This window comes from Pseudoclavibacter sp. CFCC 13796, assembly GCF_008831185.1.
Classification (GTDB): domain Bacteria; phylum Actinomycetota; class Actinomycetes; order Actinomycetales; family Microbacteriaceae; genus Pseudoclavibacter_A.
Window position 1 is genome coordinate 330,391 of record NZ_WBKD01000002.1, and the last position, 26,869, is coordinate 357,259.

Sequence of the window (26,869 nt, forward strand, 5' to 3'; positions counted from 1 at the left end):
GTTCCTTTTGCAGACTTGTTGACGAACATGGATCAATCTACTCCAAAGCGCCTGCGAGGTCTCGGGACCGTCTCAGATTGCATCAGGTTGCACGCGGGGCCGCGCGCAGGTGCCGTGGAGGTTGTCCCAGCCTACCTGTTCGAGCACCAGGTCACCGATTGGGTTCACGCCCGGTCCGGCGGCCAGGGCGTGCCCCACCAGCGCGTGCAGACACTTCACACGAGTCGGCATGCCTCCTGCTGAGACGCCGGCGATCTCGGGCACCTCGCCGAACTCTTCGCGGTCGGCGATATAGGCCGCATGCGCATGTCGGTAGCGTTCGGCAAGCTCTTCGTCGGCGGCGAGCATCTCGTTGAAGTCGTTCATGCGTCCGATGGCCTCGAGATTCGAGACCGCAGCGGTCAGCCCCGGATGCGTCAGGTAGTAGAAGGTCGGAAACGGCGTGCCATCGGCCAGCCGCGGGGCGGTGCTGACCACGGTGGGAGTGCCGTCGCCGGTGCGTGCGGCCACCGCGACGACCGACCGTACCGGCCGGCCGAGCTGCTCGCTCATAATCTCGAGGTCGCGCTCGCTCACCTCGTATTGTGCTTCGGTCACTGCTGCTCCTGCTGGTCGTTCTGTCCGCCTTGGTCGCCGTCGTTTGAGGGAGGCTGACCGGCGCCGCTCTGCGTCTGGTCGCCGTCGAGTGGCTGGTCTCCGACACCCGCCTGGACGATCGACGACCCCAACAGATCGGTCCACTTCTGATCGCTGCTGGTCACGCTCTGGCTCGGCGTCTGGTGCGCGCGGTCATCGGCGCTCTTCGCCTGGTCGCCGTCGACCACGACATAGGTCGTCTCGCCCGGCACCACGAAATAGAGGCGTTGGCGCGTCTGCGCGCGAATGTACGCGGGATCGTCCCAGCGTGCACGCTCCTGCTGCAGCTCGCCGAGTTCGCTGCGCTGCTGGTCGACCTCGGCCTGCAGCTGCTGTTTCTGCTGCTGCTGCTCGACGTAGAGGCGAATGTTCGGCGTCAGCAGCAGGGCGGCGGCGACCAGCGCCACCGTGAGAATCACGGGGAACGCTGGAAACCGCCGCCCCTGTCGCTGTTCGCTCATCTGCAGTCGCGCTGCTTACTTCGCAAACCGGGGAAACGCCGTTGCACCTGCGTAGACCGCGCGGTCGCCGAGCTGCTGCTCGATGCGCAGCAGCTGGTTGTACTTGGCGACACGCTCGCTGCGTGCCGGGGCGCCGGTCTTGATCTGACCGCAGTTGGTGGCGACGGCCAGGTCGGCGATCGTGGTGTCTTCGGTCTCGCCCGAGCGATGCGACATCATGGCGCTGTAGCCGTTCGTCTGAGCGAGTTCGACGGCACGCAGCGCCTCGGTGAGCGAACCGATCTGATTCACTTTGACCAGAATCGAGTTGCCCGCCTGGTCGTCGATGCCGCGCTGCAGGCGCTCTGGGTTCGTGACGAACAGGTCGTCGCCCACCAGCTGCACGCGATCGCCGAGCTTGGCGGTCAGGGCGCTCCAGCCGGCCCAGTCGTTCTCATCGAGACCGTCCTCGATCGAGACCACCGGGTACTCGCTGACCAGGCTGTCGTAGTAGTCGATGAGCCACTGCGAATCACGCGATTCGCCTTCGAAGTGATAGCTGCCGTCGCTGAAGAATTCGCTGGATGCGGCGTCGAGTGCCAGCGCGATGTCGCTGCCCAGCTGGTAGCCGGCACGTTCGATCGCCTCGGTGATGACGGCGAAGGCGTCGGCGTTGTGCCCGAGGCTCGGTGCGAAGCCGCCCTCGTCGCCCAGGCCGGTGCTGAGCTTCTGCTCTTTGAGCACCGATTTGAGGGTGTGATAGACCTCGCTGCCCCAGCGCAACGCCTCGGCGAAGCTCTTCGCGCCGATCGGGGCGATCATGAACTCCTGGAAATCGACGTTCGAGTCGGCATGTGCGCCGCCGTTGAGAATGTTCATCATGGGAACGGGCAGAGTGACCGCGGCGTCGCCGCCGACCGAGATGTAGAGCTCCTGCTGCTTCGACAGAGCGTTGGCTCGTGCCACGGCGAGCGATGCGCCGAGAATGGCGTTGGCGCCGAGGCGAGCCTTGTTCGGGGTGCCGTCGAGGGCGATGAGCGCCTCGTCGATGCCCTGCTGGTCTGCGGCGTCACGCCCGGCGAGCAGATCGCTGATCTCGGTGTTCACCGACTCGACTGCGCCCAGCACTCCCTTGCCCAGGTAGCGGTCGCCGCCGTCACGACGCTCCACAGCCTCGAACTGGCCGGTGGACGCACCCGAGGGAACGTCTGCGCGACCGAGGGTGCCGTCGTCGAGGGTGACCTCTGCCTCGACGGTGGGGTTGCCGCGCGAGTCCAGGATCTCGCGTGCTGAAACCGAAACGATGCCTGCCATGCTGAATGCCTCTCAGGGTCTCCGAAGGTGATGTCTTCGGCTCGTGATCTCTGTGTGAAACCCGCGGGCAGCCATGCGCCGCCGCAGAGCGACAGTCGATGCTGATACGGGTTCTCTCAACAGTCTACGTTGTCTTCGCCAGACCCGGCCCACCACCGATGGGTCTCCGGCCCCCGTCGCACGGCGCCCGTCCGCAGAGCACGTTGCCCTGCGCATCCCGCACACGGCACTGCCTCGCCCCGCCACGCCACGCCAAGCCTGCCCCGCCACGCCAGGCCTGCCCCGCCACGCCAGGCCTGCCCCGCCACGCAGAGATGCCCGGGTGCACGCGAACGTGCCCCGGGCATCCGTCGTCAATCAGACGATCGGCGCACTCAGCTGAGCGGCAGCACCTGACCCTGCCAGGTGTCAGAGATGTGCTTCTTCGTCTCATCGCTGGTCAGCAGCTCGTGCAGCTTCTGCACGCGCGCGTCGTCTTTGAGCTCAGGACGAGTCGCCAGCACGTTGGCGTACTTCTCGGTGGTCTCGAGGATGATCGCCTGGTCGGCGGTCAGCCCCGCACCCAGTGCGAACGTCGAGGTGACGAAGGCCGCGTCGATGTTCGAATCGTCGACGGCACGGGCCAGTGTCGGGTTGTCCAGCTCTTCGAACTTCAGCTCTCGCGGGTTCGATGAGATCTCGCTCGCCGAGGTGGCTCCCTCGGGAATCTCGATCACCTTGTTCGCAGCGAGCAGCTCGAGTGCGCGACCCTCGTTGGTCGGGTCATTGGGAATGGCCACGGTGCTGCCGTTCTCCAGCGCGTCGAGACTGTCGACCTTCTTCGAGTAGAAACCGGCGGCCGGCAGGTAGATCGTGCCGACGCTCACCAGATCAGTGCCGTTGCTCTTGTTCGAGTTGTCGAGGAAGGCCTGGTGCTGAAACAGGTTGGCGTCGACCGAGCCGTCTGCGAGCGCAGGGTTCGGCGTGTTGTAGTCGCTGAACTCGACGTACTGCAGGTCGAGCCCGGCGTCTTTCGCCTGGCCGTCGGCAACGAACTTGAGAATGTCACCGGCCGGAGTGGGCAGCGCGCCGACCTTGATCGTGCCCAGGCTGCTGCCGTCGTTCGACGACCCAGACCCACTGCTGCAGGCCGTCATGCTGACCGCCGCGGCAACGATGGCACCGGCTGCGAGCAGTCGTTTGGTGAGTCTGTTCATGATGTGTCTCTCCTGTTTTCTTATTGGTCGAACGGGTGTCGAGCGCCTGGCGTTCAGGCGGTCTCGAGGTTTTTCTGCACGGTCTCGGTGCGTCCTGCGTCTTGGCGGCTCAGCCGGCGGGCGGCGAAGTTCGCGATGAGCTGGGCGATCTGCACGATGGCGAAGAGCACGACGATCACGACGATCACATGCATCCAGCTGTAGCGCTGCCAGCCATAGCTCAGCGCGACATTGCCCAGCCCGCCGCCGCCGACCACGCCGACCATCGCCGAGAAGTTGACGATCGACGTGAACGTGGTCGCCAGGCCGAGCACGATCGCCGGCATCGCCTCAGGCAGAATCACGCGCCGCACGAGCTGCCAGCGACTCGCGCCCAGCGACTCGGATGCCTCGAACAGCCCTGGGTCGACCTCTTTGACCGCGATCTCGACGAGCCGCGCGAAGAAGGGAATCGCCACCAGCGTGAGCGGCACGATCGCCGGGCCGGTGCCGATGAACGACCCGACCAGCCACCGGGTCACGGGGATGAGCGCGATCATCAGAATCACGAACGGCACCGATCGCCCCAGGTTCACGATGAAAGAGAGCACGGCGTTCAGCACGCGAGCCAGCGCACGCGAACCGAAGATGCTGCTCAGAAAGCCGTTGCGTTCGGTGGCCACGAGCAGCACGCCGAGCGGCAGCCCCACGATCACGGTGATGATCGTCGCGATCAGCACCATGTACAGGGTCTCGCCGGTGCCTTCGAGCACCACGTCGAAGAGATTCGGCCAGAATTTCGGGTCGTTCATGTCGATCATCGGCCGGCCTCCTCGTCAGTGTGCGCCGTTTCAGGGTCCGCGATGTGCGCGGCGGACGACGCGGACGCGGCGGCTCCGCCCGAAAGCACATCGACGATCAGCCCTTCTGCCTTGAGCTCTGCGATCGCGGCCTCTGCCTCGGCACCGACTGCAGGCAGCGCGAGCCGTGTGCGGCCGACCGACTGGCCGGCGATGCGCTCGATCATCGCTCCGAGGATGCTGACGTCGAGACTGCGTCGGCGTGCGAGCCGCGCGATGACGGCCTGACCGACCTCACCGCCGCCGAAGGTGACATCGACGACGGTCTGCCCAAGCGCGCTCGATGCCTCCGCCTGATCGACGCCGAGGGGGAAAAGCTCGCGCGCGAGCTTCGACCCTGGAGTCGCGATCAGATCGAGAAGCCGCCCCTGCTCGAGTATGCGGCCGTGCTCCATCAGCGCAGCCGAGTCGCATACCCCTTTGACGACGTCCATCTCGTGGGTGATGAGCAGCACGGTCAGCCCGAGCTCTCGGTTGATGCGGCGAAAGAGCTCAAGAATCGAACGCGTGGTTGCGGGGTCGAGTGCGCTCGTCGCCTCGTCAGAGAGCAGAACCTTCGGTTCGCCTGCGAGCGCCCGTGCGATGCCCACGCGCTGCTTCTGCCCGCCCGAGAGCTGCGCCGGATAGTGCCCTCCGCGATCGGCAAGGCCCACCAGATCGAGCATGTCGCGAGCTCGCGAGGAACGCTCGCGGCCGCGCACGCCGACGGCTTCGAGCGCGAACTCGACGTTCTGCTGCACCGTGCGGTTGCCCACCAGGTTGAAGTGCTGAAACACCATGCCGATCTCATGACGGGCAGCACGCAGGGCACTGCCGGTCAGCGCGGTGACCTCGCGATCGCCGACGACGACGCTGCCGCGATCGGGGCGCTCAAGCGCGTTGACCGTGCGCAGCAACGTGCTCTTGCCAGCGCCGCTCTGCCCGATTACCCCGAAGATTTCGCCGTCGGCGACGGTGAGGCTCACGTCGTCGAGCGCGTGCACGGCGGCAACACCCGAGCCGTAGGTTTTATAGAGATGAGAAGCGGTGATCACTCGCAAAGATTAGCCGTACTGGGCCATGAGCCCCCAATCACGACCGAGAATGTGACGGAGTGTGACGTTTCCCGCACCTGCGAACGATGAACGCCGCACGAGGCCGGACGTGCACGAACGCAGCTCGAGATTCCGTCGTCGCTCAGACGTTCATCGCGCTCAGCCCAGCGAGCGCACCTCGATCTCGGCGAGTGACGTGGCATCCGCCGGAACGCGTGCGAAGTGCGTGTACCCGTCGGCCGCCAGCTCGTCGAGCAGCCTGCCCGCCTTCTTGGGCTCGGTGACGATGTCGACACGTGTGTGGTCGGTCTGCGCGAGAGCCTGCGCCTTGATCACGATGAGATCCCCGGCAGCGGCTCTGCGGTCGGCGAGCAGCACGAGGCCGCCCTCGGGGCCCGACGCCGAATCGTCGACGAGATCGATGATGCGCTCGAAGCCGATCGAGAACCCGGCTGCCGGAACCTGCTGCCCCAAGAAGCGTCCGATCATGCCGTCGTAGCGGCCGCCGCCGCCGACCGATGACTTCGACGACGGGTGCGAGATCTCGAATATCGTACCGGTGTAATACCCCATGCCGCGCACGAGGGTCGGGTCGAAGACGAGCTTCGCTGCTGCCGGCGCGCCCTTGCGGCGCACACCGGCGGCGTCAGCCGTGGTTGCGACGGATGCGTCGCCCGCGGTCGTCGCAGCGAGTGCGTCTGCGATGGTGACCAGATTCTCCACCGCCGCGGGTGCATCAATGTCGCCGAGCGCCGTCGTGATCGCCTCGCGGCTGAGCGGCTGCAGCCCGAGCTGTTCCACACGCTCGAGAAAGCCTCCCAGACGCTCTGCCTGGGCGCCAAGGCCGGCGTCGCGCAGTTCGGCGAGCACGCCATCGGCACCGATCTTGTCGAGCTTGTCGATGCTGATCAGCACGCGAGCGGTATCGGCCTCGGCGAAGCCCGAGTCGGCCAGAATCGCATTGAGGATGCCGCGGTCGTTGATGCGGATGGTCGCCCCGGTGAGCCCCAGCTCAGCGAGCGCCGCCGAGGTCGCGGTGATGAGTTCGAGCTCGGCGAGCACGCTCGGCTCGCCCAGAATGTCGATGTCGCACTGTACGAACTGGCGGTAGCGGCCCTTCTGCGGGCGCTCGGCCCGCCAGACCGGACCGGCCTGAATCGAACGGAACACCTTGGGCAGCTCGGCGTGATGCGAGGCGTAGTAGCGCGCCAGAGGCACGGTCAGGTCGAAGCGCAGGCCGAGATCTGAGAGGTCGGCTTCGTCGCCCGTCTCAAGCGCGTGCTGCAGCTTCTCGGGGGTGAGCCCGCGACGCAGCACGCGAAAGGCCAGTTTTTCGTTGTCGCCACCCATGCCCGAGGTCAGCCTGCTCAGCTCTTCGAGCACCGGTGTCTCGATCTGGGTGAACCCGTGTCGACGGTAGGTGTCGAGAATCGTGGACAGCACACGCTCTCGGCGTGCTTTGTCAGCGGGCAGGAAGTCGCGCATGCCGCGAGGCGGATTGATCTGCTGAGCCATGATTGTCTATCATGCCACGCGCCGACCGGTCGGCTGCTCCGAAAGCCGGTGCAGAACGCCTGCGCGCTGTGGATTTCACACGCGGAATGTGCGGGGCACGCCGAAGAGGAACAGAGTATGTCAGAGGTTCATGCTTAGGCTGAATGTTCAGACAGGTGTCTGAACCCGATCAGTGAGGCGGAGCATGGCGAACAACGAGAACGACGCGCACGAGCACAAGCGCGGTCTTTTCGGCTGGCGCAAGCGCACCAAGGCCGAGACGACCGTCGAGGTGCCCGAGCCTGGCCCCTCCGCGGTCGATGCCGATCGGACTGCGAACGAACCGCATCCACAGACGGCGCCCATCGGCGAGCCCGAGGGCTTCATCGCATCCGCTGACCCAGTCGACCCGCAGTCGATCGACGTACCCGAAGCCGACGCTGACGGCGGTTCAGCCGCAGGTGGGCAGAAGCCCGACGTGCCGAGTGCGGCTGAGGCCGGCCTCGACGCGCACGGCCCGCAGGTCTCCGGTGCGGCGACACAGCCGGGTGATCGGTTCGTTCCGCCGGCGATGCCCGAGCGCCCCGTCTATGACAGCGGTCAGGCTGCGGCGGATGCTGCCCGCATCCTGCGTGCGGCTCGCGCCCGCCGGCCCGCTGGAGCACCCGACCCGCTGCATGAGCATCATGAGGGTGCGGCCGATGTCGCTGACGCGGTGAAACCCGCCGACGTCGATGCCGCCAAGCCCAATGCCTCAGAGACCTCGAATGCGGCCGCGACGACCCCTGCTGAGACACAGCCCGATGACGTGACAGCAGTCGAGGAACAGACCTCCGAGAGCGGCGATGCAGCTGCAGGCACCCTGGCCTCGGCTGTCGCGACCCCGTCCACGGGCGAAGCAGCAAAGGCGTCAGCGTCTGAGCCCTCTGCGAATGCAGCAGCGTCTGCGCCCGCAGCAGCAGCTGCAGCAGCACCGGCGCCAGAGCGCCTAAAGGAATCAGAGAGTTCAGAGAACTCAGAGGAAGACGCACCGACCCCAGTGACCGAGCCGAATCCGATCGCCCCGCAAGAGGCCGCGGCGAGCGCACTCCTCGCGCAGCAGAGTGATGACACCGAGCAGCCTCAGCTCGGCGGAGCCCCCCGCACCACACCGACGTACGATCCAGACGTCGACGTCGATACACATCCGTCGGCGCTTCCGCTGATTGCGACGCCGATCTCGCTCGACGACGCACCGGCAGCTGCTGAGGCGCCTGCGAGCGAGGAGCCTGCGACGACAGAGCCTGCTGCAGCAGCGAAATCCGCCTCGCGGCCTTCGCCGTTCGAGGCAGCGACCGCACGTATGGCTGCGGCATCTCCCCGTGATGCGTCAGTCCCCGCTGCGGCTACCGAGTTCGCCGAGCAGCCCACCGCTGAGGTTCCCGAAGAGGCAGTCGAAGCGACCCCGCGATCAGGTGACCGGGACGACGCGCCCCATACCGCATCCACACGCCAGCTCGACCCGAGCGTGACCGCGGCCGCGACTCAGACGTCGGCCGAAGACGATGGGCTCGAGCCTTCGTCGGCGCCGCTCATCACCGAACGCAACGTCGAAGTGCGCCACCTGCAGCGGTCGTTCGGCCGCAAGAACCGGGCGCTGATCGATGTCAGCTTCACCGCCCGCTCAGGGCATGTCACCGCTCTGGTCGGCGTGAACGGCGCAGGCAAGAGCACAGTGCTGCAGATTCTTGCGACACTGCTCAAGCCTCAGAACGGCGAGGTGCGCATCAACGGCATCGACGCCGTGGCCCGCCCGCAGGACGCCCGCTCGTCGATCGGATGGGTGCCCGACCACATTCCGCTGTGGCCGCGCATGACCGTGCGGCACACGCTGCAGACCTTCGCCCGGCTCTACGGGCTGCCTCGGGCCGAGGCACGCAAACGCACGATCGACCTGATGACCAAGACCGGTCTCAACGATGTGGCCAAGCGTCAGGCGCGTCAGCTCTCGCGAGGTCAGCGTCAGCTGCTCTCGCTGGCGCGGGCGCTCGTGCACGACCCGCAGGTGCTGCTGCTCGACGAGCCCACGTCAGGTCTCGACAACATCAGCCGCGATCGCGTCCAGGCCGCGCTGCGTCAGCTCGCCGACGAGGGCAAGACGGTGGTCATCTCGACCAACTGGTTCGAAGGCCTCGACGACTACGCCGACCACGTCGTCTATCTCACCGAAGGCGTCAGCGCTTCGTCAGCCGAGGTCAATCAGGCCGCGACCGCACCGCGCGCGTGGCGCATCCGCAGTCTCGACCCACAGGCGCTGCTTGAGGCGCTGCAGCGATTCGAGACGCCGTTCGATCTCGACCCGGTCACGCAGGCCGTCGAGGTGCTGATGGGCAGCGATGAGGCGGCGAACCTGCTGCTCGCGCGGCTTGTGATCGCCGGAGTTCCGGTACACGACTACAGTCCGGCGTTCAGCGCGACCGAGCAGACGTTCCGGGCGCTGCAGCAGCAGGCTCCGTCCGACACCACCGAGTCGGTGCTCGACGCGCTCGGCGCGAAGCCAGACGACACGGCTGACGCCTCCGTCGGCGGTGCCGCTGACGATAGCGACGGGCCGGCTGAGGTCTCGCACGAGAGGCATCGTAAGGGCCGAGGCAAGGGCGCAGGTCGCACCCCGACCGACCGATCCGACCGCAAAGGAGGTGACCGCTGATGCTCACACTCATCGGCCTCGAGCTGCGCCAGCGTATGCGCGGGTCTGGGTGGCTCCCACTGCTGATCATCTGGCTGCTCGCAATCGGCGGGCTCACCGCCGGCGCCTACTTCGTCAGCCAGAGCAACGGCCAGCCCATGGGCGCGTGGCTGTTCTCGCTGATCCTGTATTTCACACTGTTCCTTGCCGCCGTCGTGGTGCCCGCACTGGGCGGTGGGTCGATCAACGGCGACCGTGAGAGCGGAGTGCTCACACTCGTGCAGACCGCGCCGGTGTCGGCTGCCACCATCGTCTGGGCCAAGGCGTTCGCCGCTTGGATCGCCTCGCTCATGTTGGTCCTGGTTGCACTGCCGTTCCTGCTCTTCGCAGCGGTCATCGGCAATGTCGGCTGGATCATCGTAGTGCCCGCCTTAGTCGTGCTCTTCTTGGAGCTCGCCTTCTTCTCGGCCATCTCGGTCGCGTTCTCGGGCATCTTCAGCCGCGCCGGTGCCGCGACCGCGATGTCATACCTCGTGATCGCGCTGTTGAGCGTCGGCTCCGTCTTCGCGTTCAACATCGGCTCTGCCCTGCTGACCAGCGAGCGCACCGTCCAGGTGAACACGCACGTCACAGCCTCAAGCCAGCAGAGTGGTTCGGCTGCTGACGGGTCGAACGGCCAGCCTGGTGCTGACGGCGAGGCGGGCGGCGACGCGCAGTCGCAGGGCGAGGGAGCATCCGCCGACGGCACGCAGCCCGGTGAGGGCACGCAGAGCCGACGCTGCCAGGTCGTCTCTGAGCAGCGCAGCTATCAGCGCCCCGATCTGGTCTGGCCTGTGCTGGCCGCAAACCCGTTCGTCATTCTGGCCGATGCCACCCCCGCCCGCTTCGGGCATGGTGACGCCGGAACTGCGGTCGGGTACCCGACGAACCTGCTGACCACGCTCAAGGTCGAACTGCGCAAGGCGCAGCACTCGGCGATTCCGGTCGAGACGATCGAGGAGTGCGAGTGGTCGGCCGACGCGAAGACTCCCGAGCAGCAGATGGCCGGCACGCAGCCGGTGTGGTTCTGGGGCATCGCAGGGCAGGTCGTGCTCTCGCTGGTTCTGCTCGGATGGGCCACGTCGCGCACCCGCGCACCGTACCGCAACTCTGCGAAGGGGCAGCGCATTGGCTGACTCGCTGTTCTCGAACGCGGCCGACGCGGCCGATCATCCGGGGCTTGACGGACTGGTCGACACGGTCGACACACTCCTCGAAGAGGGCGGCTGCCCATGGGATCGCGAGCAGACCCACCGCTCGCTCGCGAAGTACCTGCTCGAAGAGACCTACGAGGCACTCGATGCGATCGAGACCGACGACGGGTCTGAGCAGGCGACCGCCGCGCTGAAAGAGGAGCTCGGAGACGTGCTCTACCAGGTGCTCTTTCACGCGCGCCTCGCCCAGACCGAGGGGCGGTTCGACATCGACGACCTCGCGGACGCGGTCGACAAGAAGATGCGCGATCGGCATCCGCACGTCTTCGGCGATGCGCACGCCGAGACTGCCGACGACGTGGTTGCGGTGTGGGATGCGGCCAAGGCCCGCGAGAAGAGCGAGCGCACCAGTGTGCTCGATGGGATTCCGCAGGATCTGCCCGCGCTCGCACTCGCTGACAAGGTCATCGGTCGCGCGCACAAGTTGGGGCTGCTCGATGCGACCCAGCCCGGAGCGTTTCAGCTCGAAGACGAAGACGACTTAGGAAAGCTGCTGCTCGCAATCGTGGCGTCGGCAAAGGCGTCCGGGCTCGATTCGGAGCGGGCGCTGCGCTCGACGCTGCGTGATTTCCAAGGCGAGATTCATGCGGCCGAGCAGGCCGGCTCTGATGCCGGAGTCATCGGCGTGACCGGCGACAGCACGGGCAGCGACAGCGCAGGCGAGTAGTACTGGGCTGGCAAGTAGTACGGGGCTGGAAACGGTACCGGGCTAGCGAGTGGTACCGGGCGGCGGCACTGGCAGAGAGCACGGGGCTGCGGTTTCTACACACTCGCACGTGGTCGCCCCTCCCCTTCAGCAGGTTCTACACACTCGAGCCCAGCCGCCAGCCCCACTCGACAGATTCTGCACACTCGAACCCGAGCATCCCCTCCCATTCGACAAGTTCTACACACTCGGGGGGCTCAAACACACCCGCCTTCACTCGCCGACCGCCGAAAGTGCAAAACCTGCGACCATCAGCAAACGAAGCTCGCAAGTTCTACACGCTCGCCTCGCATTCAGCAGGTTCTACACACTCGAGTTCAGCCACGGGCTCCATTCGACAGATTCTGCAGACTCGAGCCAGAGCGTCCACCCCACTCAGCAGGTTCTGCGCACTCGCAGCCAGCCACCGACCCCATTCAGCACGTTCTGCACACTCGCGGTCAACCGCACATATTCAGTGCACTATGTCTCATCCCCGGTCGCCCCAGCCTGGAATCACAGCAGTCCAAGACCAGAAACAGCCCCGCCAGAATCAGAAGTCGTCGGCCTTGCGCCGGCGAGCCCTGCGTTCGCGCGCGCGCGCATCGGCCGCGGCACGACGGGCGGCAGCTCGCTCCTCGAAGGTCTGTGGCCGGGCAACGCCCGAATCACGGTCTGAGGCAGATGATGCGGATGCTCCGCTCTCCCCCGCCTCCCCGTGTGCGCTGGTCTGAGCGTGGGTGCCAGAAGCCGAGCCAGCCTCTGAAGGCCGAGAAGCGGCCGATGCGCTGCGACCCTGACGTCCTGCGCCCGCAGCACGAGATCCCTTCGACGCCGAATCGCCACTGCCGGCCCGTCTGGCACTGGTGCGCGCAGAACCAGTGCCACGTCGACTCCCCGTCTGACCTGCGGCACCGCTCTCAGCGCCAACACCTGCACCGCTTGGAGCACCAACACCGCCAGCACTCCCCCCAGTGCCGACACCGCTGCTCTCAGCCCCAGCGTCAGAGCCCTCAATCGCAGCAGCGACCGGAGCCTCGATCACTTCGAGACTGACCAGAACTCCGGTCACCCAGTCGACCAGCGGCTGCACATCGTCCAAGCCCAGCAGCTCTTCGGGCACGGTGATCAGCACACCGCCGCCCGCGGGCAGCATCGTGTACGAGCCGTAGAGTCGGCGCAGGCGCATCTGCAGCGAATCGCTCAGCTCCAGCGGCGCGAGGCGCAGCCGGCCGCTCACCGCGATGACCTCGGCCAGCCCGGAGCCCGCGAGCGCGCGCCGCAGACGCGACACCGAGATGAGATTGCGCACGGGCAGCGGCAGCCTGCCGTAGCGGTCTTCGAACTCCTCGACCACCGCGTCGATGGCGCCTTCGCGCCCGGTCGGGCTCGAGGCGGTCGCCAGCTTCTGATAGGCCTCGAGTCGAAGTCGCTCCGAGTCGACGTAGTCGGTCGGAATGTGCGCATCGACCGGAAGCTCGAGCCGAAGCTCGATCTGCTCCGCTGCATCCCCGCCTTTGAACGCGTCGACGGCCTCGCCGACCATCCGCAGGTACAGGTCGAACCCGACTCCCGCGATGTGTCCGCTCTGCTCGCCGCCCAGCAGGTTGCCCGCACCGCGCAGCTCCAGGTCTTTCATCGCGACCTGCATGCCGGCGCCGAGCTCGTTGTTCGCAGCGATCGTCTCAAGCCGGTCATGGGCGGTGTCGGTCAGTGTCTTCTCCGGGTCGTACAGGAAGTACGCGTAGGCACGCTCGCGCCCGCGCCCCACACGACCGCGCAGCTGGTGCAGCTGCGACAGACCATATCGCTGCGCATCGTCGACGATCAGCGTGTTCGCATTCTGAATGTCCATGCCGGTCTCGATGATCGTGGTCGAGACGAGCACGTCGAACTTCTGCTCCCAGAAGTCGACGATGACCCGCTCCAGCTCGCTCTCGCCCATCTGCCCGTGCGCGACGCCGACGCGTGCCTCGGGCACCAGCTCGGCGATGTGCGCCGCAGCCTTGGCGATGTCGCCGACACGGTTGTGCACATAGAACACCTGCCCCTCGCGCAGCAGCTCGCGCCGCACCGCCGCGGCGACCTGCTTGTCGCTGAACGCCCCCACATACGTGAGCACCGGGTGACGTGACTCGGGCGGTGTCGCGAGCGTTGACATCTCGCGGATGCCCGTGACGGCCATCTCCAAAGTGCGCGGAATCGGCGTGGCGCTCATCGAGAGCACGTCCACATTCGTCTTCAGCTCTTTGAGACGCTCCTTGTGCTCGACGCCGAATCGCTGCTCCTCATCGATGATCACCAGCCCGATCTTCTTGAAGTGCACGCTCTTGCTCAGAATGCGGTGGGTGCCGATCACCATGTCGACCGACCCGTCGGCGAGCCCCGCGATCGTATCGGCGGTCTCTTTCGCCGTCTGAAAACGCGAGAGCGTGCGTAGCTTCACCGGAAAACCCGCATACCGCTCGGCGAACGTCTCGGCGTGCTGCTGCGCAAGCAGTGTGGTCGGCACCAGCATCGCGACCTGGTAGCCGTCCTGAATCGCTTTGAACGCCGCACGCACCGCGACCTCGGTCTTGCCGAAGCCGACGTCGCCGGCGAGCAGGCGGTCCATGGGCATCTCGCGCTCCATGTCGTGCTTGACCTCGTCGATGGTCTGCAGCTGATCAGGCGTCTCGGCGTATGGAAAGGCCTCTTCGAGCTCGTGCTGCCAGGGGGTGTCGGGCCCGAAGGCGTGCCCTTTCGCCCGGGTGCGCTCGGCGTAGAGCTTCACCAGCCCGACCGCGATCTCCCGCACCGCCTTGCGTGCCTTGCTCTTGGTGCGCGACCAGTCCGAGCCGCCGAGCTTCGACAGCGTCGGGTCTTCCCCGCCCACATACCGCGTCAGCTGGTCGAGCTGGTCGGTCGGCACGTAGAGCCGGTCGCCCGGGTGCCCCTTCTTGCTCGGTGCGTACTCGATCACGAGGTATTCGCGCAGATGCCGGCCGTCACGCCCGCCGACCTCGCGGCTGGTCAGCTCGATGAACCGGCCGATGCCGTGCTTGTCGTGCACGACCAGGTCTCCGGGCTTCAGCTGCAGCGGATCGACCGTCTTGCGTCGCCGGCTCGCCAGCTTCTTCGGCTGGCCGCGGTTGTAGCTGGCAGTGCGCCCGAAGAACTCGGCCTCGGTGATCAGCGCCAGCCGTTCGTCGGCGAGCTCCCAGCCCTCGTCGACGTCGGCCACGAGGATGCTGGCCACGCCCGCCTCGATGGCTCCGGCGGATGCGGGGCGCGCGGCGACCTCCTGATCGGCAAGCAGCTGCATGGTGCGGGCGGCCGTGCCCTTCGCAGCCGCCGTGATCACCACGCGCCAGCCGTCAGAGAGCAGAGCGCGAACATGCTCGACCGCACCGTTTGCGTCGCCTGCGAAGCTCGGCACGGCCCGCGCGACCACGGGCACCGATCCGGCGGGCGCGTCTGCGGCATCCGCCCCACCCGTGTCGGCGCCGGCGATCTCGCTGTCGAACGGCGACAGCTGCCACCAGTGGCGTGGAGACGCCGCCTTGCGCAGCGCGTCCAGGTCGAGATACTCGCCGGCGCTGAGGTCGATCGGCGCTTCGGCTCCGGCGACTGCGGCACTCCACGCCGCCTCGAGAAACTCGCGGTTGGTCGCGACCAGATTCTCGGCGCGGGTACGGGCTCGCTCCGGGCTCACGACGGCGACGACGGCATCGCGCGCGAGGTAGTCGGTGATCGGCACGAGATGATCGTCGAGCGCGGGAGCCAGCGATTCCATGCCCTCGACCGGAATGCCCTGCGAGAGCTTCTCGAGCATGCCCGAGAGGTTCGGGAACTCGTGCTGCATCTCGGCGGCGCGCTGACGCACGTGCTCGGTGAGCAGCAGCTCGCGGCTGGCGCCGATGTCGACATGGTCGAGCTGCTGTTCGTCAGTGCGCTGGTCGGCCACGTGGAACGGCTTGATCGTGTCGACCTCGTCACCGAACAGCTCGATGCGCACCGGGTAGTCGGCGGTCGGCGGGAACACGTCGATGATTCCGCCGCGCACGGTGAACTCGCCGCGACGGGTGACCAGGTCGACGCGTGCGTAGGCCATCTCGACGAGGCGGGTGGCGAACTCTTCGAGCGGGTGGTCCTCGCCCACCGCGACATGCAGTGGGCGAATGCTGGCGAGGTTGTCGGCGACCGGCTGCAGTGCCGCTCGCACACTCGCGATCACGATCTGCACCTGCGGCTGGGCCGCAGCCGCGCCGCCCTCTGCAGCCGGGGTCTGCTCGGAGCTCGAAGAGGCATCCGCCTCACCGTCTGCACCGCGCGCTTCGCGCCAGTCGGCGAGTGAGCGCAGCACCTCGAGACGCTGCCCGGTGACCTGCGGCGACGGGCTCAGCCGCTCGTGTGGCAGGGTCTCCCACGCCGGCAGCTCCTGCACCGAGGCTTCTGGCAGCAGTTCGCGCAGGGCGCGCAGCAGCACGTCGGCCTCACGCCCCGTCGGCGTGACGATCAGGTACTGACCCCCGGCGTTCTCCGCAGCGAGGTCGCCTGAGTACTCGTCGATCATCGCCGCCAGCAGCGCCGTGCGCAGCCTCTCGATGCCGACGACGTTCAGGTCGCGTTCGTCGATCGCTTCGCGCACTCGTTGAAAGGCCTCGGTGCCTGCGAAGGCTCGAGTGATCGACTCTGCGTGATCCGGCAGCACGAAGGCCGCCTCAGCTGCTTCGGTCTCGGCGTTCCTGCGCTTGGCTGCCATACTCACTTTCGGTTGTCGTGCGGGGCGTGGAAACGCTGCTGGGCCGGTTCGAGGCCCTCAGCAGCGAGGGCGAGCGCCGCATCCGCCGCATCGCTGACCAGCATGGGCAGCTCGCGACGCTCGGTGCTTGAGAAGGGACGCAGCACATAGTCGGCGACCGGCTGCCGACCCGGCGGATGGTCGATGCCCACGCGCACCCGCGAGAAGTCACGGGTCTTCGTCGCGGCGATGATGTCGCGCAGACCGTTGTGCCCGCCGTGACCGCCGCCGCTCTTGAGGCGCAGCGTGCCGAACGGCAGGTCGAGGTCGTCGTGCACCACGATCAGGTGATCGGGGGTGATGCTGTAGTAATCGAGCAGGGCGGCGACGGGGCCGCCCGAGGTGTTCATGAAGCTGCCGAGGTGTGCGAGCAGCAGCTTGATCGTCTGTCCCGGCGCGTGCGTCGCGTTCGCGGCGGATGCTCGGGTCACGCCCGTCGCCACGAAGGCGTTGGCGCGTTTGTTGCGCTGGAACGATCCGGCGCTCAGATCGTCGGCGAGGCGCTCGACGGCCATGTGCCCGACGTTGTGTCGGGTCGCCTCGTAGTCGGGCCCGGGGTTGCCGAGACCGACGATGAGATACGGGGTGTCACTCACGGTGCGGTGAATGCTCTCTTCTTGTCTGACAGCCAGCCGTCAATGTGCCTGTAGGTGGAGCTGGGCCGCGCGCGAACGAACGCGACGCGGCCCAGCAGAGCGGATGCTCGAGTCGATCAGGCTTCGGTCGTCTCGGCGTCGCCGGCGCCCTCAGCCTCGGCTGCGGCCTCGGCCTCAGCGGCCTCGACGGCGAGCTCGTCAGCCGAGTCGCCCATGTCGGCCGCGCTCGGGATGATGACCGAGAGCACGAGGGCCTCGAGATCGGTGACCAGTTCGGCGCCCTCGGGCAGCACGAGATCCTTGGCGAAGATCTTGGTGCCCTCTTCTGCGCCCTCGATCTCGATCTTGACGTTCTCGGGAATGGCGATGGCCTCGACGCTCAGCAGGATGGTGTTGAGGTCGGTCTCGGCGATGGTTCCGCCGACGGGCTCGCCGACGAGGTGCAGCGGCACCTCGACCTCGACCTTTTCACCGCGCTTGACCGCCAGCAGGTCGACGTGCTCGATGATGCGCTTGACCGGGTCGCGCTGGACGTCTTTCACGAGCACCAGGTGCTCGTCGTCACCGGTCTTGACGGTGAGCAGGGCGTTCGAGGTGCGCAGTGCGAGGCCGAGCTGGTGGGCCTCGAGTGCGACGTGCACGGGCTCTGCGCCGTGGCCGTAGATCACTGCGGGGGTCTGGCCCTCGCGGCGCAGCTGACGCGAAGCGCCCTTGCCGAAGCTGGTGCGCACGATGGCGTCGAAGGTGTTCTCGGCGTTGTCTGCCATTTTGTCTCCTTGGTCTGTGGGATGCGCCCATGCGCACCCGCCGTGTGGCGCCGACGCGCTCGAATCCCGCAGCCTCATGCTGCATGTCATCGGGTGGTCGACGGTTTTCTCAACTCAAGCACTCACGCGCGAGGAGAGGGCGGGCTGCCCACTCACTGCGTCGATAACGGCTGAGACGTCTGCTCACGCAGGGGTCTCGGCCCTCGCCGAAGTATCAGTGCACAGTCTATGCCGCGGCGGCCCCGCCTGCCAAGCCGTGAATTCTGCGACAGCTGGGGATTCTCGTACGCTTAACGAGCCAAAGGAGGCCCCGATGTCCCCCACTTCGTCTTCGCCTGAGCCTGCATCCGCCTCGCTGCGCGAACAGACACAGGCACTGCTGCGCGACACACCCATCATTCAGGCGCCCATGGCGGGTGCGACCACGCCCGAGCTCGCGGCCGCCGTGTCGAACGCCGGAGGCCTCGGATCGCTCGGCATCGGCGGCGCCGACCCGACACGTGCGGCCGAACAGATCGCGCGCACGGCAGACCTCACCGAACGGCCGTTCATGGTCAACTTCTTCGCGCACGCAGAGCCGCGTTCGAGTGCGCTGGTGACACAGTCATGGCTGCGGCTGCTGGAGCCCGAGTTCACAGCCTTCGCGACCTCTTCTCCTGGCACGCTGCGCGCAATCTACGCCAGTGCGGCGACGCCCGGTGAGAACACGCAGCGACTGGTCGACGTGCTGGCGGCCACTCGGCCGGCCGTCGTGAGCTTTCACTTCGGGCTGCCTGCCACGGGCGTGATCGAGCAGCTGCACGACGCCGGCATCCTGGTGTTCGTGACGGCGACCACGCCCGAGGAGGCGCGCCTCGTCGAGCGGGCCGGTGCGGATGCCGTCGTCGCTCAGGGGCGCGAGGCCGGAGGACACCGTGGCGTGTTCGATTCGACGCTCGACGGCGATGTCGACGGCGACGCGCATGCCTCGCGCGGGTCTTCGACCCTCGACCTCGTCGCAGCGGCGGCGCGAGCCGTCGACCTGCCGCTGATCGCCGCCGGCGGGCTCATGGACGGCGTCGACGTCGCACGTGCCCTCGACGCGGGCGCTGCAGCAGCACAGCTGGGCACCGCGTTTCTGCTGTGCCCCGAGGCGGCCACCGGACCGGCACACCGCGAGCGCATCCGTGAAGAGGTCAGTCGTGCCCATGTCTCAGGCATCCCCCGCACCGATCTCGGCGAGCAGCAGCTCGAGGCGATCGACCCCACGGCATTCACCAGCGCGGTCTCAGGCCGCCCCGCACGTGGGCTGCGCAATCGAATGCACGAGATCGGCGTGCGGGCCAGAAAGCTCGGTGTGCAGATCCCCGCGTACCCGCTGACCTACGACGCAGGCAAGGCGTTGGCCGCCGCCGCATCCGCACACGGGGATGCCACCTCGTTCGCCGCGCACTGGGCCGGCTCCGAGGTCGGCCGGGCTCGCGAGATGCCGGCGGCCGACCTCGTGCGCACGCTCGTCGCCGAGCTGAAGCGTGCCCGCGGCTAGGTCCCCCAGGTCGCCCTGTCAGCTGCACCTCAAGCGAGCGCATCTCCCGATGCTGGGTTCAGAGCGCCCCGGGTCGCCACATCCGCGGAGGATCAGTGAGCCCAGGTCGAGACTTTGTCGAGCTCGGCCACTTCGTCGGCGGTCAGCTCGACGTCGCCGACCGCAAGCAGCCCCGCGACCTGATCGACGCGTGAAGCCGAAGCGTTCGGCGCCACCACCTGCGGCTTCGCAAGCAGCCAGGCGAGGGCGGCCGTGGCGATCGACGTCTGGTGTGCCTTGGCGATCTCGTCGAGCTGGTCGATGATCGCCAGACCGGCTGGCACTGCGTACTTCGATGCGGCACCTGCCCGCGGTGAATCGCCCTGCTCGACGGGCTCGCGGTACTTGCCGGTGAGAAACCCCGAGGCAAGTGACCAGTACGGCAGCACCGCGAGGTTCTCGCGCGCGGCGAGCGGCGCAAGATGCTCTTCGTAGTCATTGCGATGAACGAGGTTGTAGTGCGGCTGGATGGCCACCGGCTCTGCCCAGCCGTTGTCACGCGAAGCCTTCAGCCAGGCCTCGGTCGCCTCGGCTGAGAAGTTCGAGACGCCGATCGCACGGATCTTGCCGGCCTTCACCAAGTCGTCGAAGGCCTGCGCAGTCTGCTCGATGGGCACGTTGGGGTCTTCTTCGTGCGCGTAATAGAGGTCGATGTAGTCGGTGCCGAGTCGCTGCAGCGAGTCGTCTGCTGCGGCTGCGACGTTCGCCGGTGAGAGCCCGGGACGCTTGGAATACTTCGCCACCTTCGTGGCGATCACCACAGACGAACGATCCCGCCCGCGCAGCCATGACCCGATGATCGTCTCGGATTCGCCGCCGACGTGCTCGTCGTCGGCCCACTCCGAGTAGGAGTCTGCCGTGTCGATCAGGTTGCCGCCGCCCTCGGTGAACCGGTCGAGCAGTTCGTGCGAACGCTGTTCGTCGGCTGTCCAGCCGAAGACGTTGCCGCCGAATGCAAGGGGGAAGATCTCGATGCCGCTCTTGCCGATCACTCTGGTCGCTGACTTGGTCATTGTCTGTTTGCCTTTCGGTCAGGCGTTGTTCCGGAGCCGTCTCGCTCGGATGTCTGCACACCATACCGACTGTGGCTGTCGTTCGCACCCGGCTGCGACGTGTTGCGTCACACGATATTCGTTCGCCTCGACGCTGGCCCGCATCTGTCCGCCCGCCCAGACGTCATCCGACAGGTGCCGCATCCACGCCCAGCACCGTCGCCACGTCTGCACACCCAGCACCGTTCGCCATATCCACACCCAGCGCCGTTCGCCACTTCCACACCCAACGCCGTGCCACATCCACCCGCCCCAAATGCTCCCCAGCACCAACCAGACGTGCCAAGTTGCATGCTTCGATGCCGCGCAACGACATTTCCCATGTCTCGATGGCGGCCCTCTCACCTCCCCGACGCCGAAAGTACAGAATGCGCGACCATCAGTGAGCAATACCCGCACCTTCTGCACACTCACCTCGCATTCAGCAGGTTCTGCCCGTTCGAGACCAGCCCCTGCCTTCCCCGCCTTCCCGGCCTTCCCGGGGGAGGGCTCAGAGGGTGCCTTTGCCTTCGCCTTCGCCTCACCTTTGCCTCGCATTTAGAGCCTTCCCGGCGGTGCGGGGCTGCCGATGTAGGCAGAATGATGACCTTGGCTGATTCTCCCCGGAGATCTCTCTCATCGAAGACCCCCGCGAACTACTTCCGCCGCCTCCGCAGCAGTCGATACGCGATCGCTGCCAAGACCGGGGCAATGAACGAAGCCGCCAACACGCCCAACGTGGCGTGCTCGGTATGCAGCGCCGCATCCGCGTCACCGCCTGAGAACGCGAGCTGCGCCACGAGCAGCGACATCGTGAACCCGACACCGGCGAGCAGAGCGACCACCCAGAGATCCGGCCAGCTGACCGACGCCGGCGTGCGCTGCCCCACGGCCGTGCCGGCGCGCCGAGCGCGGCTGTCGCTCCACGCGCGGCCGATCCGCTGCACGAGCCACGTCGCCAAGATGATGCCGACCGGCTTACCGACGACAAGCCCGAGGAACACTCCGAAGAAGACCGGGTCGGCACCGGCCGACACATCAGCCCCAGCACCACCGGTCCCGACTGCGGCGTCCGACACCTCCCCGGCATCCCCGCCCCACAGCGGCACCCCGGCGCTGACCAGGGCGAAGGCGGGCACGACGATCCACGTAGAGAGCTGCTGCAGCATCCGGCACAGGCGCGGCCGCACCCATGGCCCGATCAGCAGGCCGAGCGCCACGGCCACAATGGTCGGGTGCAGCCCCGGCGTATAAAACACCGCGAGCACGATCATCGCGAACAGGTCGTCGGCGACCGCGAGCGCGAGCAGAAACGCACGCGCCGGCGCGGGCACTCCCGGCGCCACGAGCGCGAGCAGCGAGACCGCGAAGGCGATGTCGGTCGCCGTGGGAATGGCCCATCCGTGCGCAGCCGATCCGCCCGCGGTGAACGCGACGAAGATCAGGGCCGGAACGACCATGCCGCCGAGCGCCGCCATGATCGGCGTCAGCGCCCGCCGCGGAGTCGACAGACTGCCCCGTGAGAACTCTTCGCGCAGCTCGACACCGGTCACGAAGAAGAACACGGCGAGCAGCCACTCGGCGACCCACTCGTGCACCGTGAGCGGGCCGAGCCGTGCCTCGACCACGCCATGCCACGCTCCGCTCGCCGCAGAATTGGCCAGTACGAGCGCGACTCCCGTCGCCGCAATCAGCAGAAGGCCGGGCAGCATCGCGGCTCGGCGTCCGCTGCGAGCGCGGTGCGCCCGTTCGGCGGATGCATCGCTCACGTCGCGAGCAGCAGAGGCGGCGGGCTGTGTGGTTGCGCTCGGTTGGCTCGCCTCGCTGGCGGCGCTCACGTCGTTCTGCGCGTCCAAGTGGTTCTGCGCGCTCGGCTCGTTGGGTGCGGGCATGTGTCTCCTCGTCTCTGTCGACCAGGCTTCCCGACGCACCACTCGGCCCGGAGGGCACGAGACCGCTCTAGTCTACCGGGCGGTCACGGTAGAATTCTCTGCATGACTTCCAGCGCATCAGCCAACATCGGCGTCGTCGGCCTCGCCGTCATGGGCAGCAACCTCGCCCGCAACCTGGCCCGGCATGGCAACACCGTCGCTCTCTACAACCGCACTCCGCAGCGCACCCGCGATCTGATGCGCGACCACGCCGACGAGGGTGACTTCGTGCCCACCGAGACCGTGACCGAGTTCGCTCAGGCGCTGCAGCATCCGCGCACCGCGATCATCATGGTCAAGGCCGGGCAGCCGACAGACGAAGTGATCCGCCAACTCAGCGAAGTGTTCGAGCCGGGTGACATCATCGTCGACGGCGGCAACGCGCAGTTCGCCGACACCATTCGACGCGAACGCGAGTCGCGTGCCCGCGGGCTGCACTTCGTCGGCGCAGGCATCTCGGGCGGCGAGGAGGGCGCGCTCAACGGGCCGTCGATCATGCCCGGCGGCAGCGACGAGTCGTACGCCACCCTCGGTCCGATCCTCGCGTCGATCGCCGCGCAGGTCGACGGCGAGCCCTGCGTCACACACGTGGGCACCGACGGCGCTGGCCACTTTGTGAAGATGGTGCACAACGGCATCGAGTACGCAGACATGCAGCTCATCGGCGAGAGCTACGACCTGCTGCGCCGCGGCGCCGGCCTCGAGCCTGCTGAGATCGCCGATGTGTTCGCCGAGTGGAACAAGACCGATCTCAACTCGTACCTCGTCGAGATCACCGCTGAGGTGCTGCGCCAGGTCGACGCCGAGACCGGCAGCCCGCTCGTCGACGTGATCGTCGATCAGGCCGGCATGAAGGGCACTGGCACGTGGACCGTGCAGACCGCCCTCGACTTGGCCGTGCCGGTCACGGGCATCGCCGAAGCCGTGTTCGCCCGCGGTTTGAGCGGCCGCCCCGTTCAGCGTGAGGCGGCGCAGCGGCGCTTCACGACATCCGCCGGATACCCCGACGGCCAGCTCGGTGTGACCGACCGTGACGCCTTCGTCGAGGCGGTTCGTCTCGCACTGCTCGCGTCGAAGATCGTGGCCTATGCGCAGGGTTTCGACGAGATCCGGGCCGGTGCGGCGGAGCACGGCTGGAACATCGACCTTGCAGCGATCGCCCGCATCTGGCGTGGCGGCTGCATCATTCGCGCCGGCTTCCTGAATCTGATCGCGGCGGCGTATGAGGGCGATCCGGCGGATGCTCCGGCCTCGCTGATCACTGCGCCTCACTTTGCCGAGGTGCTCGATGCGACGCAGGGCGCGTGGCGACAGATCGTCGCGCATGCGGCGCTCGGCGGCATCCCGGTACCCGCATTCGCCAGCTCGTTGGCCTACTTCGACGGGCTGCGCTCGCCTCGTCTGCCTGCCGCCCTCGTGCAGGGGCAGCGTGACTTCTTCGGTGCACACACGTATCGCCGCGTCGATCGCGAGGGAGCCTTCCACACGCTGTGGTCGGGCGACCGCAGCGAAGTCGAGGCTTAACGGGCGGCGCGCCTGACGTCTTGCGCTCAGAACGCGGGTTCGGGTCGACTGGACCCGCAAGGGCGCACCTCTTATCCCCTCGATGCGCTCAGGCAGACGCCTCGAGCAGCCCGGCGGCCACGCCGACCTCGCGCATCTTCGCTGCGATGCTGTCGATCGTCTCATGCGCGTTGAGCCCGCTCGGGTTCGGCAGCACCCACAGCTCAGCACCGGCCAGTCGCTCCGCTTGCAGACCCATGTGTGCCTTGGGCCGGTGGTAGGCGGTCCGGTACGACATGATGCCGAGCACCGCGACCACACGTGGACGCACGCGCGTCACCAGATTGTCCAGATGCGCAGCGCCAGCGCGCAGCTCGTCGGCTGAGAGCTCGTCGGCACGAATCGTCGCGCGGTTGACAAAGTTCGTCGAGCCGAGTCCGGCTGCGACAAAGTCGGCCCGGTCGGCAGCGCTCAGCCCGTGGCTGGCATCGAAGTGTCGATGCACGAGCCCCGACCGTTCGAGCGCAGGCCAGAACCGATTGCCCGGGTAGGCATACGGAGCGTTCACCGCCGCCGTCCACAGCCCCGGGTTCACTCCGACGAAGAGCAGCTTTGTGTCCGGACCGATGATGTCGTCGACCGTTCCGTTCTCATGTGCGAGCAGCTCGGCTCTCGTGAATCGCTTCATACGTGTCGTTGCCTCTCCTGTGCACTGGCGCGCGGCGCCGACTGCGTGTCCACTGAAGCACTTTCCGAGTCTCTGTTCGAAGCAGTGACGCTCTCGGAGACGCTCGTCGCAACACTCCTCGACGGTGCGCCCGTTCGGCTCGCCGCATCACGCTGCAGGTCGCGGTCGATCCATGCCATGACCACTGCGGTGAGTCGGTCGAGCTCCTGTGGTGTGAGCTCACGCCCCTTCGGAATGCCGTACCACTTCTCGACGCATCCACGGCAGCAGGTGGCCGTGGCGTGTTGTGCCGGAAAGACCGGGTGCCCGCGATACGGCGTCTGACGCCCATCGTGCACGGGGTGCGCAGCGCTGATCCGCTTGGTCAGCAGGTCACGGGCGTGGAATGCGATGGTCGCCCTGCCTCGCTGCCTCGCGTAGTCAGCGTCAGCCTTCGTCAGATGGAACTTGGCGCGAAAGGTGGACCGCGCAAGTCTGGTCAGCATCCCCGCCGGGTCGTTCATGGTGCGAAGATTACTCGAGAATCTCGCCCAAATCCTGGACCTCGACTTCGTCGTCGACAAGCGGCTTCGGCTCGCCGCTTGTGCCGTGTTTGTGCTCGTTCCAGACGCGAGCAGCGATCTTGGCGCGACGCTCCCAGGCATCCGCTTCAGGATCTTCGAGCGCACGCAGCACATCTGCGTACGCTTCGAAGAGCCGACCGCTGTATGAGAACGCTGTATCAGGATCGAGCTCCGGGATCTCGAGCGCCTTCCGTGCCTCAGCGAGCTTGCCCTGGTCGCGCCAGGCGCCGCTCACCACGATCGCGAGCTCGACGCGAACCTCGGTGGGCACATCGGTGAGATCGGTCTCTTCGGCCAGCGCGATGGCATCTGCGGGGCGTTCCAGGCCACGCTCGGCGTCAGCCAGCAGCGCGATGTTCAGCTGGCTGCCGGTGATGCGACGGTGCGTGCGCAGTTCGCGCAGCGCGGTCTGCCAGTCGCCCGAACGATACGCGGCGATGCCGGCGACCTCGCGGACGATCGCGATACGACCAGCTCGCTTCACGGCTGCAGCCGCATAGGTGTAGGCCTCTGCCGGATCATCGTCGATCAGTGCGAGGGCGACGGCCAGCTGCTGCGCGACCACGTCGGCATTCTCGCGAGCGAGCGTCTTGAGTTCGACGCGCATGCCGAACGGCAGGTCGTCGGGGCGCACATTCGCGGGAAGCTCCGGCTCATTGCGCCGCGGTGCGCGGTCGTCGAACCTGCGGTCGTTGCGGTCACGGTCGTCATGACGGCGGTCGTCACGCCGATCACTGCCGCCACGATACCCACCACGGCGGTCGTCACGAGCGCCGCCGCGACGATCATCGTCCCGACCGCGATAGTTCGAACGCCGGTCATCACGCCGGTCGCTGTTTCCCCGGTACCCTCCACGACGGTCATCATTGCCGCGGAAGTCGGAACCCCGGTCGCTACTGCCACGGAAGCCGCCACGCTGACCGTCACGGTCATTACGGTCGTTGCGACGGTCATCATGACCGCGATATCCGCCACGCCGGTCGTCACGCCGGTCGTCCCGGTATCCGCCCCGGCGATCATCATGACGGCCGTCGCGGCCATCACGGCCTCCGCGGTAGCCTCCCTGACGGTCGTCGCGATATCCACCGCGTCGATCCTCGCGGTGATCACTGCCGCCACGGTAGCCGCCACGCTGACCATCACGGTCATTACGGTCGTTGCGACGATCATCACGACCGCGATATCCGCCCGAGCGATCGTCCCGGTAACCGCCCCGGCGATCATCATGACGGTCATCCCGGCCATCACGGCCACTGCGGTAGCCTCCCTGACGGTCGTCGCGATATCCACCGCGTCGATCCTCGCGGTGATCACTGCCACCGCGGTAGCCGCCACGCTGACCATCACGGTCATTACGCTCGTTGCGGCGATCATCGTGCCCGCGGTACCCTCCGCGAGAAGAGCCCGACCCGTCGCCGTCCCGGCGGGGGCGATCCGACCAGCGACCGCCGCCGCGGTACTCGTGACGTTCCTGGCTGCCGCTCCGACCGCCTTCTCGGTACTGACGCTTGGGGCCACTGCTACTGCGGCGGCCATTGCCCGCACCGCCCCGGTGGTCGTTTCGTTCGTTGCGGCCGTGACTGCGGTCTCCGCGGCTGTCGTCGCGATCGTTGTATTCACTCATGATGTCTCTCCTGTTGTAGACAGGGTCTTCATCATGGTGAAGCAATCCTGCCAGTCTCGTGTTGCGTGTGTGATTGGCGTTCGTGTGTGTGGTTAACGACGGAAGGCCACCCCGCTAGCGGGGTGGCCTTCCATGAATAATGTTCCGGCGGTGTCCTACTCTCCCACACGGTCCCCCGTGCAGTACCATCGGCGCTGTGAGGCTTAGCTTCCGGGTTCGGGATGTGTCCGGGCGTTTCCCTCACGCTATGGCCGCCGTAA

General features: G+C 67.1%; 21 protein-coding genes and 1 rRNA gene. 6 read left to right on the forward strand and 16 right to left on the reverse strand.

What is annotated here, in order from left to right; translation table 11 throughout:
- Positions 1 to 72: 72 nt before the first annotated feature.
- The 7 genes from F8O07_RS10390 to hisS form a co-directional block, all read right to left on the reverse strand.
- A complete protein-coding gene (locus F8O07_RS10390) occupies positions 73 to 552 on the reverse strand; it encodes a DUF501 domain-containing protein (protein WP_158032167.1) in 480 nt (159 codons plus the stop codon).
- 41 nt (positions 553 to 593) lie between these two features.
- Positions 594 to 1,097, reverse strand: coding sequence for an FtsB family cell division protein (locus tag F8O07_RS10395; RefSeq protein WP_158032114.1), 504 nt, complete (start codon positions 1,095 to 1,097; stop codon positions 594 to 596).
- A 15-nt stretch (positions 1,098 to 1,112) separates the two neighbouring features.
- A complete protein-coding gene (gene eno, locus F8O07_RS10400; RefSeq protein WP_158032115.1) occupies positions 1,113 to 2,390 on the reverse strand; it encodes a phosphopyruvate hydratase in 1,278 nt (425 codons plus the stop codon).
- A gap of 374 nt (positions 2,391 to 2,764) precedes the next feature.
- Positions 2,765 to 3,586 carry a MetQ/NlpA family ABC transporter substrate-binding protein gene (locus tag F8O07_RS10405; protein ID WP_158032116.1) on the reverse strand — a complete coding sequence of 274 codons (822 nt, stop codon included), beginning with the start codon at positions 3,584 to 3,586 and terminating at the stop codon, positions 2,765 to 2,767.
- A 53-nt stretch (positions 3,587 to 3,639) separates the two neighbouring features.
- Positions 3,640 to 4,377, reverse strand: coding sequence for a methionine ABC transporter permease (locus F8O07_RS10410; RefSeq protein WP_225733287.1), 738 nt, complete (start codon positions 4,375 to 4,377; stop codon positions 3,640 to 3,642).
- Between the two features lie 5 nt (positions 4,378 to 4,382).
- Complete coding sequence (locus tag F8O07_RS10415) at positions 4,383 to 5,459, reverse strand: methionine ABC transporter ATP-binding protein (RefSeq protein WP_158032118.1); 1,077 nt, start codon at positions 5,457 to 5,459, stop codon at positions 4,383 to 4,385.
- A gap of 159 nt (positions 5,460 to 5,618) precedes the next feature.
- Complete coding sequence (hisS, locus tag F8O07_RS10420; protein WP_158032119.1) at positions 5,619 to 6,974, reverse strand: histidine--tRNA ligase; 1,356 nt, start codon at positions 6,972 to 6,974, stop codon at positions 5,619 to 5,621.
- A 184-nt stretch (positions 6,975 to 7,158) separates the two neighbouring features.
- Here hisS and F8O07_RS10425 point away from each other — a divergent pair, with 184 nt between their 5' ends.
- From F8O07_RS10425 to F8O07_RS10435, 3 genes are read left to right on the forward strand one after another with little or no spacing between them, the layout of a single operon-like run.
- Positions 7,159 to 9,642, forward strand: a complete 2,484-nt coding sequence (locus F8O07_RS10425) for an ABC transporter ATP-binding protein (RefSeq protein ID WP_158032120.1) — start codon at positions 7,159 to 7,161, stop codon at positions 9,640 to 9,642.
- Positions 9,642 to 10,796 (forward strand): ABC transporter permease, encoded by a 1,155-nt coding sequence (locus F8O07_RS10430; RefSeq protein ID WP_158032121.1) that lies wholly within the window; start codon positions 9,642 to 9,644, stop codon positions 10,794 to 10,796. Before F8O07_RS10425 ends, F8O07_RS10430 begins: the two co-directional genes overlap by 1 nt.
- Positions 10,789 to 11,541 (forward strand): MazG family protein, encoded by a 753-nt coding sequence (locus F8O07_RS10435; RefSeq protein WP_158032122.1) that lies wholly within the window; start codon positions 10,789 to 10,791, stop codon positions 11,539 to 11,541. The genes F8O07_RS10430 and F8O07_RS10435 overlap by 8 nt, the downstream gene beginning before the upstream one ends.
- Positions 11,542 to 12,112: 571 nt before the next feature.
- Here F8O07_RS10435 and mfd read toward each other — a convergent pair.
- The 3 genes from mfd to F8O07_RS10450 all read right to left on the reverse strand — a co-directional run bounded on the left by mfd (position 12,113) and on the right by F8O07_RS10450 (position 17,705).
- A complete protein-coding gene (mfd, locus tag F8O07_RS10440; protein WP_158032123.1) occupies positions 12,113 to 16,303 on the reverse strand; it encodes a transcription-repair coupling factor in 4,191 nt (1,396 codons plus the stop codon).
- A gap of 2 nt (positions 16,304 to 16,305) precedes the next feature.
- Positions 16,306 to 16,938, reverse strand: a complete 633-nt coding sequence (gene pth / locus F8O07_RS10445; RefSeq protein ID WP_158032124.1) for an aminoacyl-tRNA hydrolase — start codon at positions 16,936 to 16,938, stop codon at positions 16,306 to 16,308.
- Between the two features lie 116 nt (positions 16,939 to 17,054).
- A complete protein-coding gene (locus tag F8O07_RS10450; RefSeq protein ID WP_158032125.1) occupies positions 17,055 to 17,705 on the reverse strand; it encodes a 50S ribosomal protein L25/general stress protein Ctc in 651 nt (216 codons plus the stop codon).
- 313 nt (positions 17,706 to 18,018) lie between these two features.
- Between F8O07_RS10450 and F8O07_RS10455 the strand changes: the two genes are divergently transcribed.
- On the forward strand, positions 18,019 to 19,230 hold the full coding sequence (locus tag F8O07_RS10455; protein ID WP_158032126.1) for an NAD(P)H-dependent flavin oxidoreductase: 1,212 nt from the start codon (positions 18,019 to 18,021) through the stop codon (positions 19,228 to 19,230).
- Between the two features lie 92 nt (positions 19,231 to 19,322).
- Here the strand turns inward: F8O07_RS10455 and F8O07_RS10460 are convergent, their stop codons facing one another.
- The gene (locus F8O07_RS10460) at positions 19,323 to 20,282 is read right to left on the reverse strand and encodes an aldo/keto reductase (protein WP_158032127.1); all 960 of its coding nucleotides are present in this window, start codon (positions 20,280 to 20,282) and stop codon (positions 19,323 to 19,325) included.
- 674 nt (positions 20,283 to 20,956) lie between these two features.
- On the reverse strand, positions 20,957 to 22,192 hold the full coding sequence (locus F8O07_RS10465) for a Na+/H+ antiporter NhaA (protein ID WP_158032128.1): 1,236 nt from the start codon (positions 22,190 to 22,192) through the stop codon (positions 20,957 to 20,959).
- A gap of 102 nt (positions 22,193 to 22,294) precedes the next feature.
- Between F8O07_RS10465 and gndA the strand changes: the two genes are divergently transcribed.
- Positions 22,295 to 23,755, forward strand: coding sequence for an NADP-dependent phosphogluconate dehydrogenase (gndA, locus tag F8O07_RS10470; RefSeq protein WP_158032129.1), 1,461 nt, complete (start codon positions 22,295 to 22,297; stop codon positions 23,753 to 23,755).
- 88 nt (positions 23,756 to 23,843) lie between these two features.
- Here the strand turns inward: gndA and F8O07_RS10475 are convergent, their stop codons facing one another.
- The 3 genes from F8O07_RS10475 to F8O07_RS10485 are packed head-to-tail and all read right to left on the reverse strand — an operon-like array spanning position 23,844 to position 25,619.
- A complete protein-coding gene (locus tag F8O07_RS10475; RefSeq protein WP_158032130.1) occupies positions 23,844 to 24,422 on the reverse strand; it encodes a mismatch-specific DNA-glycosylase in 579 nt (192 codons plus the stop codon).
- A complete protein-coding gene (locus F8O07_RS10480; RefSeq protein WP_158032131.1) occupies positions 24,419 to 24,925 on the reverse strand; it encodes a DUF4186 domain-containing protein in 507 nt (168 codons plus the stop codon). Before F8O07_RS10480 ends, F8O07_RS10475 begins: the two co-directional genes overlap by 4 nt.
- A 10-nt stretch (positions 24,926 to 24,935) precedes the next feature.
- Positions 24,936 to 25,619 (reverse strand): hypothetical protein, encoded by a 684-nt coding sequence (locus F8O07_RS10485; protein ID WP_158032132.1) that lies wholly within the window; start codon positions 25,617 to 25,619, stop codon positions 24,936 to 24,938.
- A 75-nt stretch (positions 25,620 to 25,694) separates the two neighbouring features.
- Here F8O07_RS10485 and F8O07_RS10610 point away from each other — a divergent pair, with 75 nt between their 5' ends.
- Positions 25,695 to 26,705 (forward strand): hypothetical protein, encoded by a 1,011-nt coding sequence (locus tag F8O07_RS10610; RefSeq protein WP_192496767.1) that lies wholly within the window; start codon positions 25,695 to 25,697, stop codon positions 26,703 to 26,705.
- Positions 26,706 to 26,751: 46 nt separating this feature from the next.
- On the opposite strand, the gene rrf is transcribed toward F8O07_RS10610, so the two are convergent.
- Positions 26,752 to 26,868 (reverse strand): 5S ribosomal RNA (gene rrf / locus F8O07_RS10495).
- Position 26,869 lies beyond the last annotated feature (1 nt).

Excerpts from the sequence above, each read along its gene's own strand:
- F8O07_RS10410 (WP_225733287.1), bottom strand. The coding sequence starts at position 4,377 with ATGAACGACCCGAAATTCTGGCCGAATCTCTTCGACGTGGTGCTCGAA.
- F8O07_RS10430 (WP_158032121.1), top strand. The coding sequence starts at position 9,642 with ATGCTCACACTCATCGGCCTCGAGCTGCGCCAGCGTATGCGCGGGTCT.
- F8O07_RS10455 (WP_158032126.1), top strand. The coding sequence starts at position 18,019 with ATGTCCCCCACTTCGTCTTCGCCTGAGCCTGCATCCGCCTCGCTGCGC.
- F8O07_RS10610 (WP_192496767.1), top strand. The coding sequence starts at position 25,695 with ATGACGGCGGTCGTCACGCCGATCACTGCCGCCACGATACCCACCACG.
- F8O07_RS10450 (WP_158032125.1), bottom strand. The coding sequence starts at position 17,705 with ATGGCAGACAACGCCGAGAACACCTTCGACGCCATCGTGCGCACCAGC.
- hisS (WP_158032119.1), bottom strand. The coding sequence starts at position 6,974 with ATGGCTCAGCAGATCAATCCGCCTCGCGGCATGCGCGACTTCCTGCCC.
- F8O07_RS10395 (WP_158032114.1), bottom strand. The coding sequence starts at position 1,097 with ATGAGCGAACAGCGACAGGGGCGGCGGTTTCCAGCGTTCCCCGTGATT.
- mfd (WP_158032123.1), bottom strand. The coding sequence starts at position 16,303 with ATGGCAGCCAAGCGCAGGAACGCCGAGACCGAAGCAGCTGAGGCGGCC.
- F8O07_RS10465 (WP_158032128.1), bottom strand. The coding sequence starts at position 22,192 with ATGCCCGCACCCAACGAGCCGAGCGCGCAGAACCACTTGGACGCGCAG.
- F8O07_RS10405 (WP_158032116.1), bottom strand. The coding sequence starts at position 3,586 with ATGAACAGACTCACCAAACGACTGCTCGCAGCCGGTGCCATCGTTGCC.
- F8O07_RS10460 (WP_158032127.1), bottom strand. The coding sequence starts at position 20,282 with ATGACCAAGTCAGCGACCAGAGTGATCGGCAAGAGCGGCATCGAGATC.
- F8O07_RS10390 (WP_158032167.1), bottom strand. The coding sequence starts at position 552 with ATGAGCGAGCAGCTCGGCCGGCCGGTACGGTCGGTCGTCGCGGTGGCC.
- F8O07_RS10425 (WP_158032120.1), top strand. The coding sequence starts at position 7,159 with ATGGCGAACAACGAGAACGACGCGCACGAGCACAAGCGCGGTCTTTTC.
- F8O07_RS10480 (WP_158032131.1), bottom strand. The coding sequence starts at position 24,925 with ATGAACGACCCGGCGGGGATGCTGACCAGACTTGCGCGGTCCACCTTT.
- eno (WP_158032115.1), bottom strand. The coding sequence starts at position 2,390 with ATGGCAGGCATCGTTTCGGTTTCAGCACGCGAGATCCTGGACTCGCGC.
- gndA (WP_158032129.1), top strand. The coding sequence starts at position 22,295 with ATGACTTCCAGCGCATCAGCCAACATCGGCGTCGTCGGCCTCGCCGTC.
- F8O07_RS10475 (WP_158032130.1), bottom strand. The coding sequence starts at position 24,422 with ATGAAGCGATTCACGAGAGCCGAGCTGCTCGCACATGAGAACGGAACG.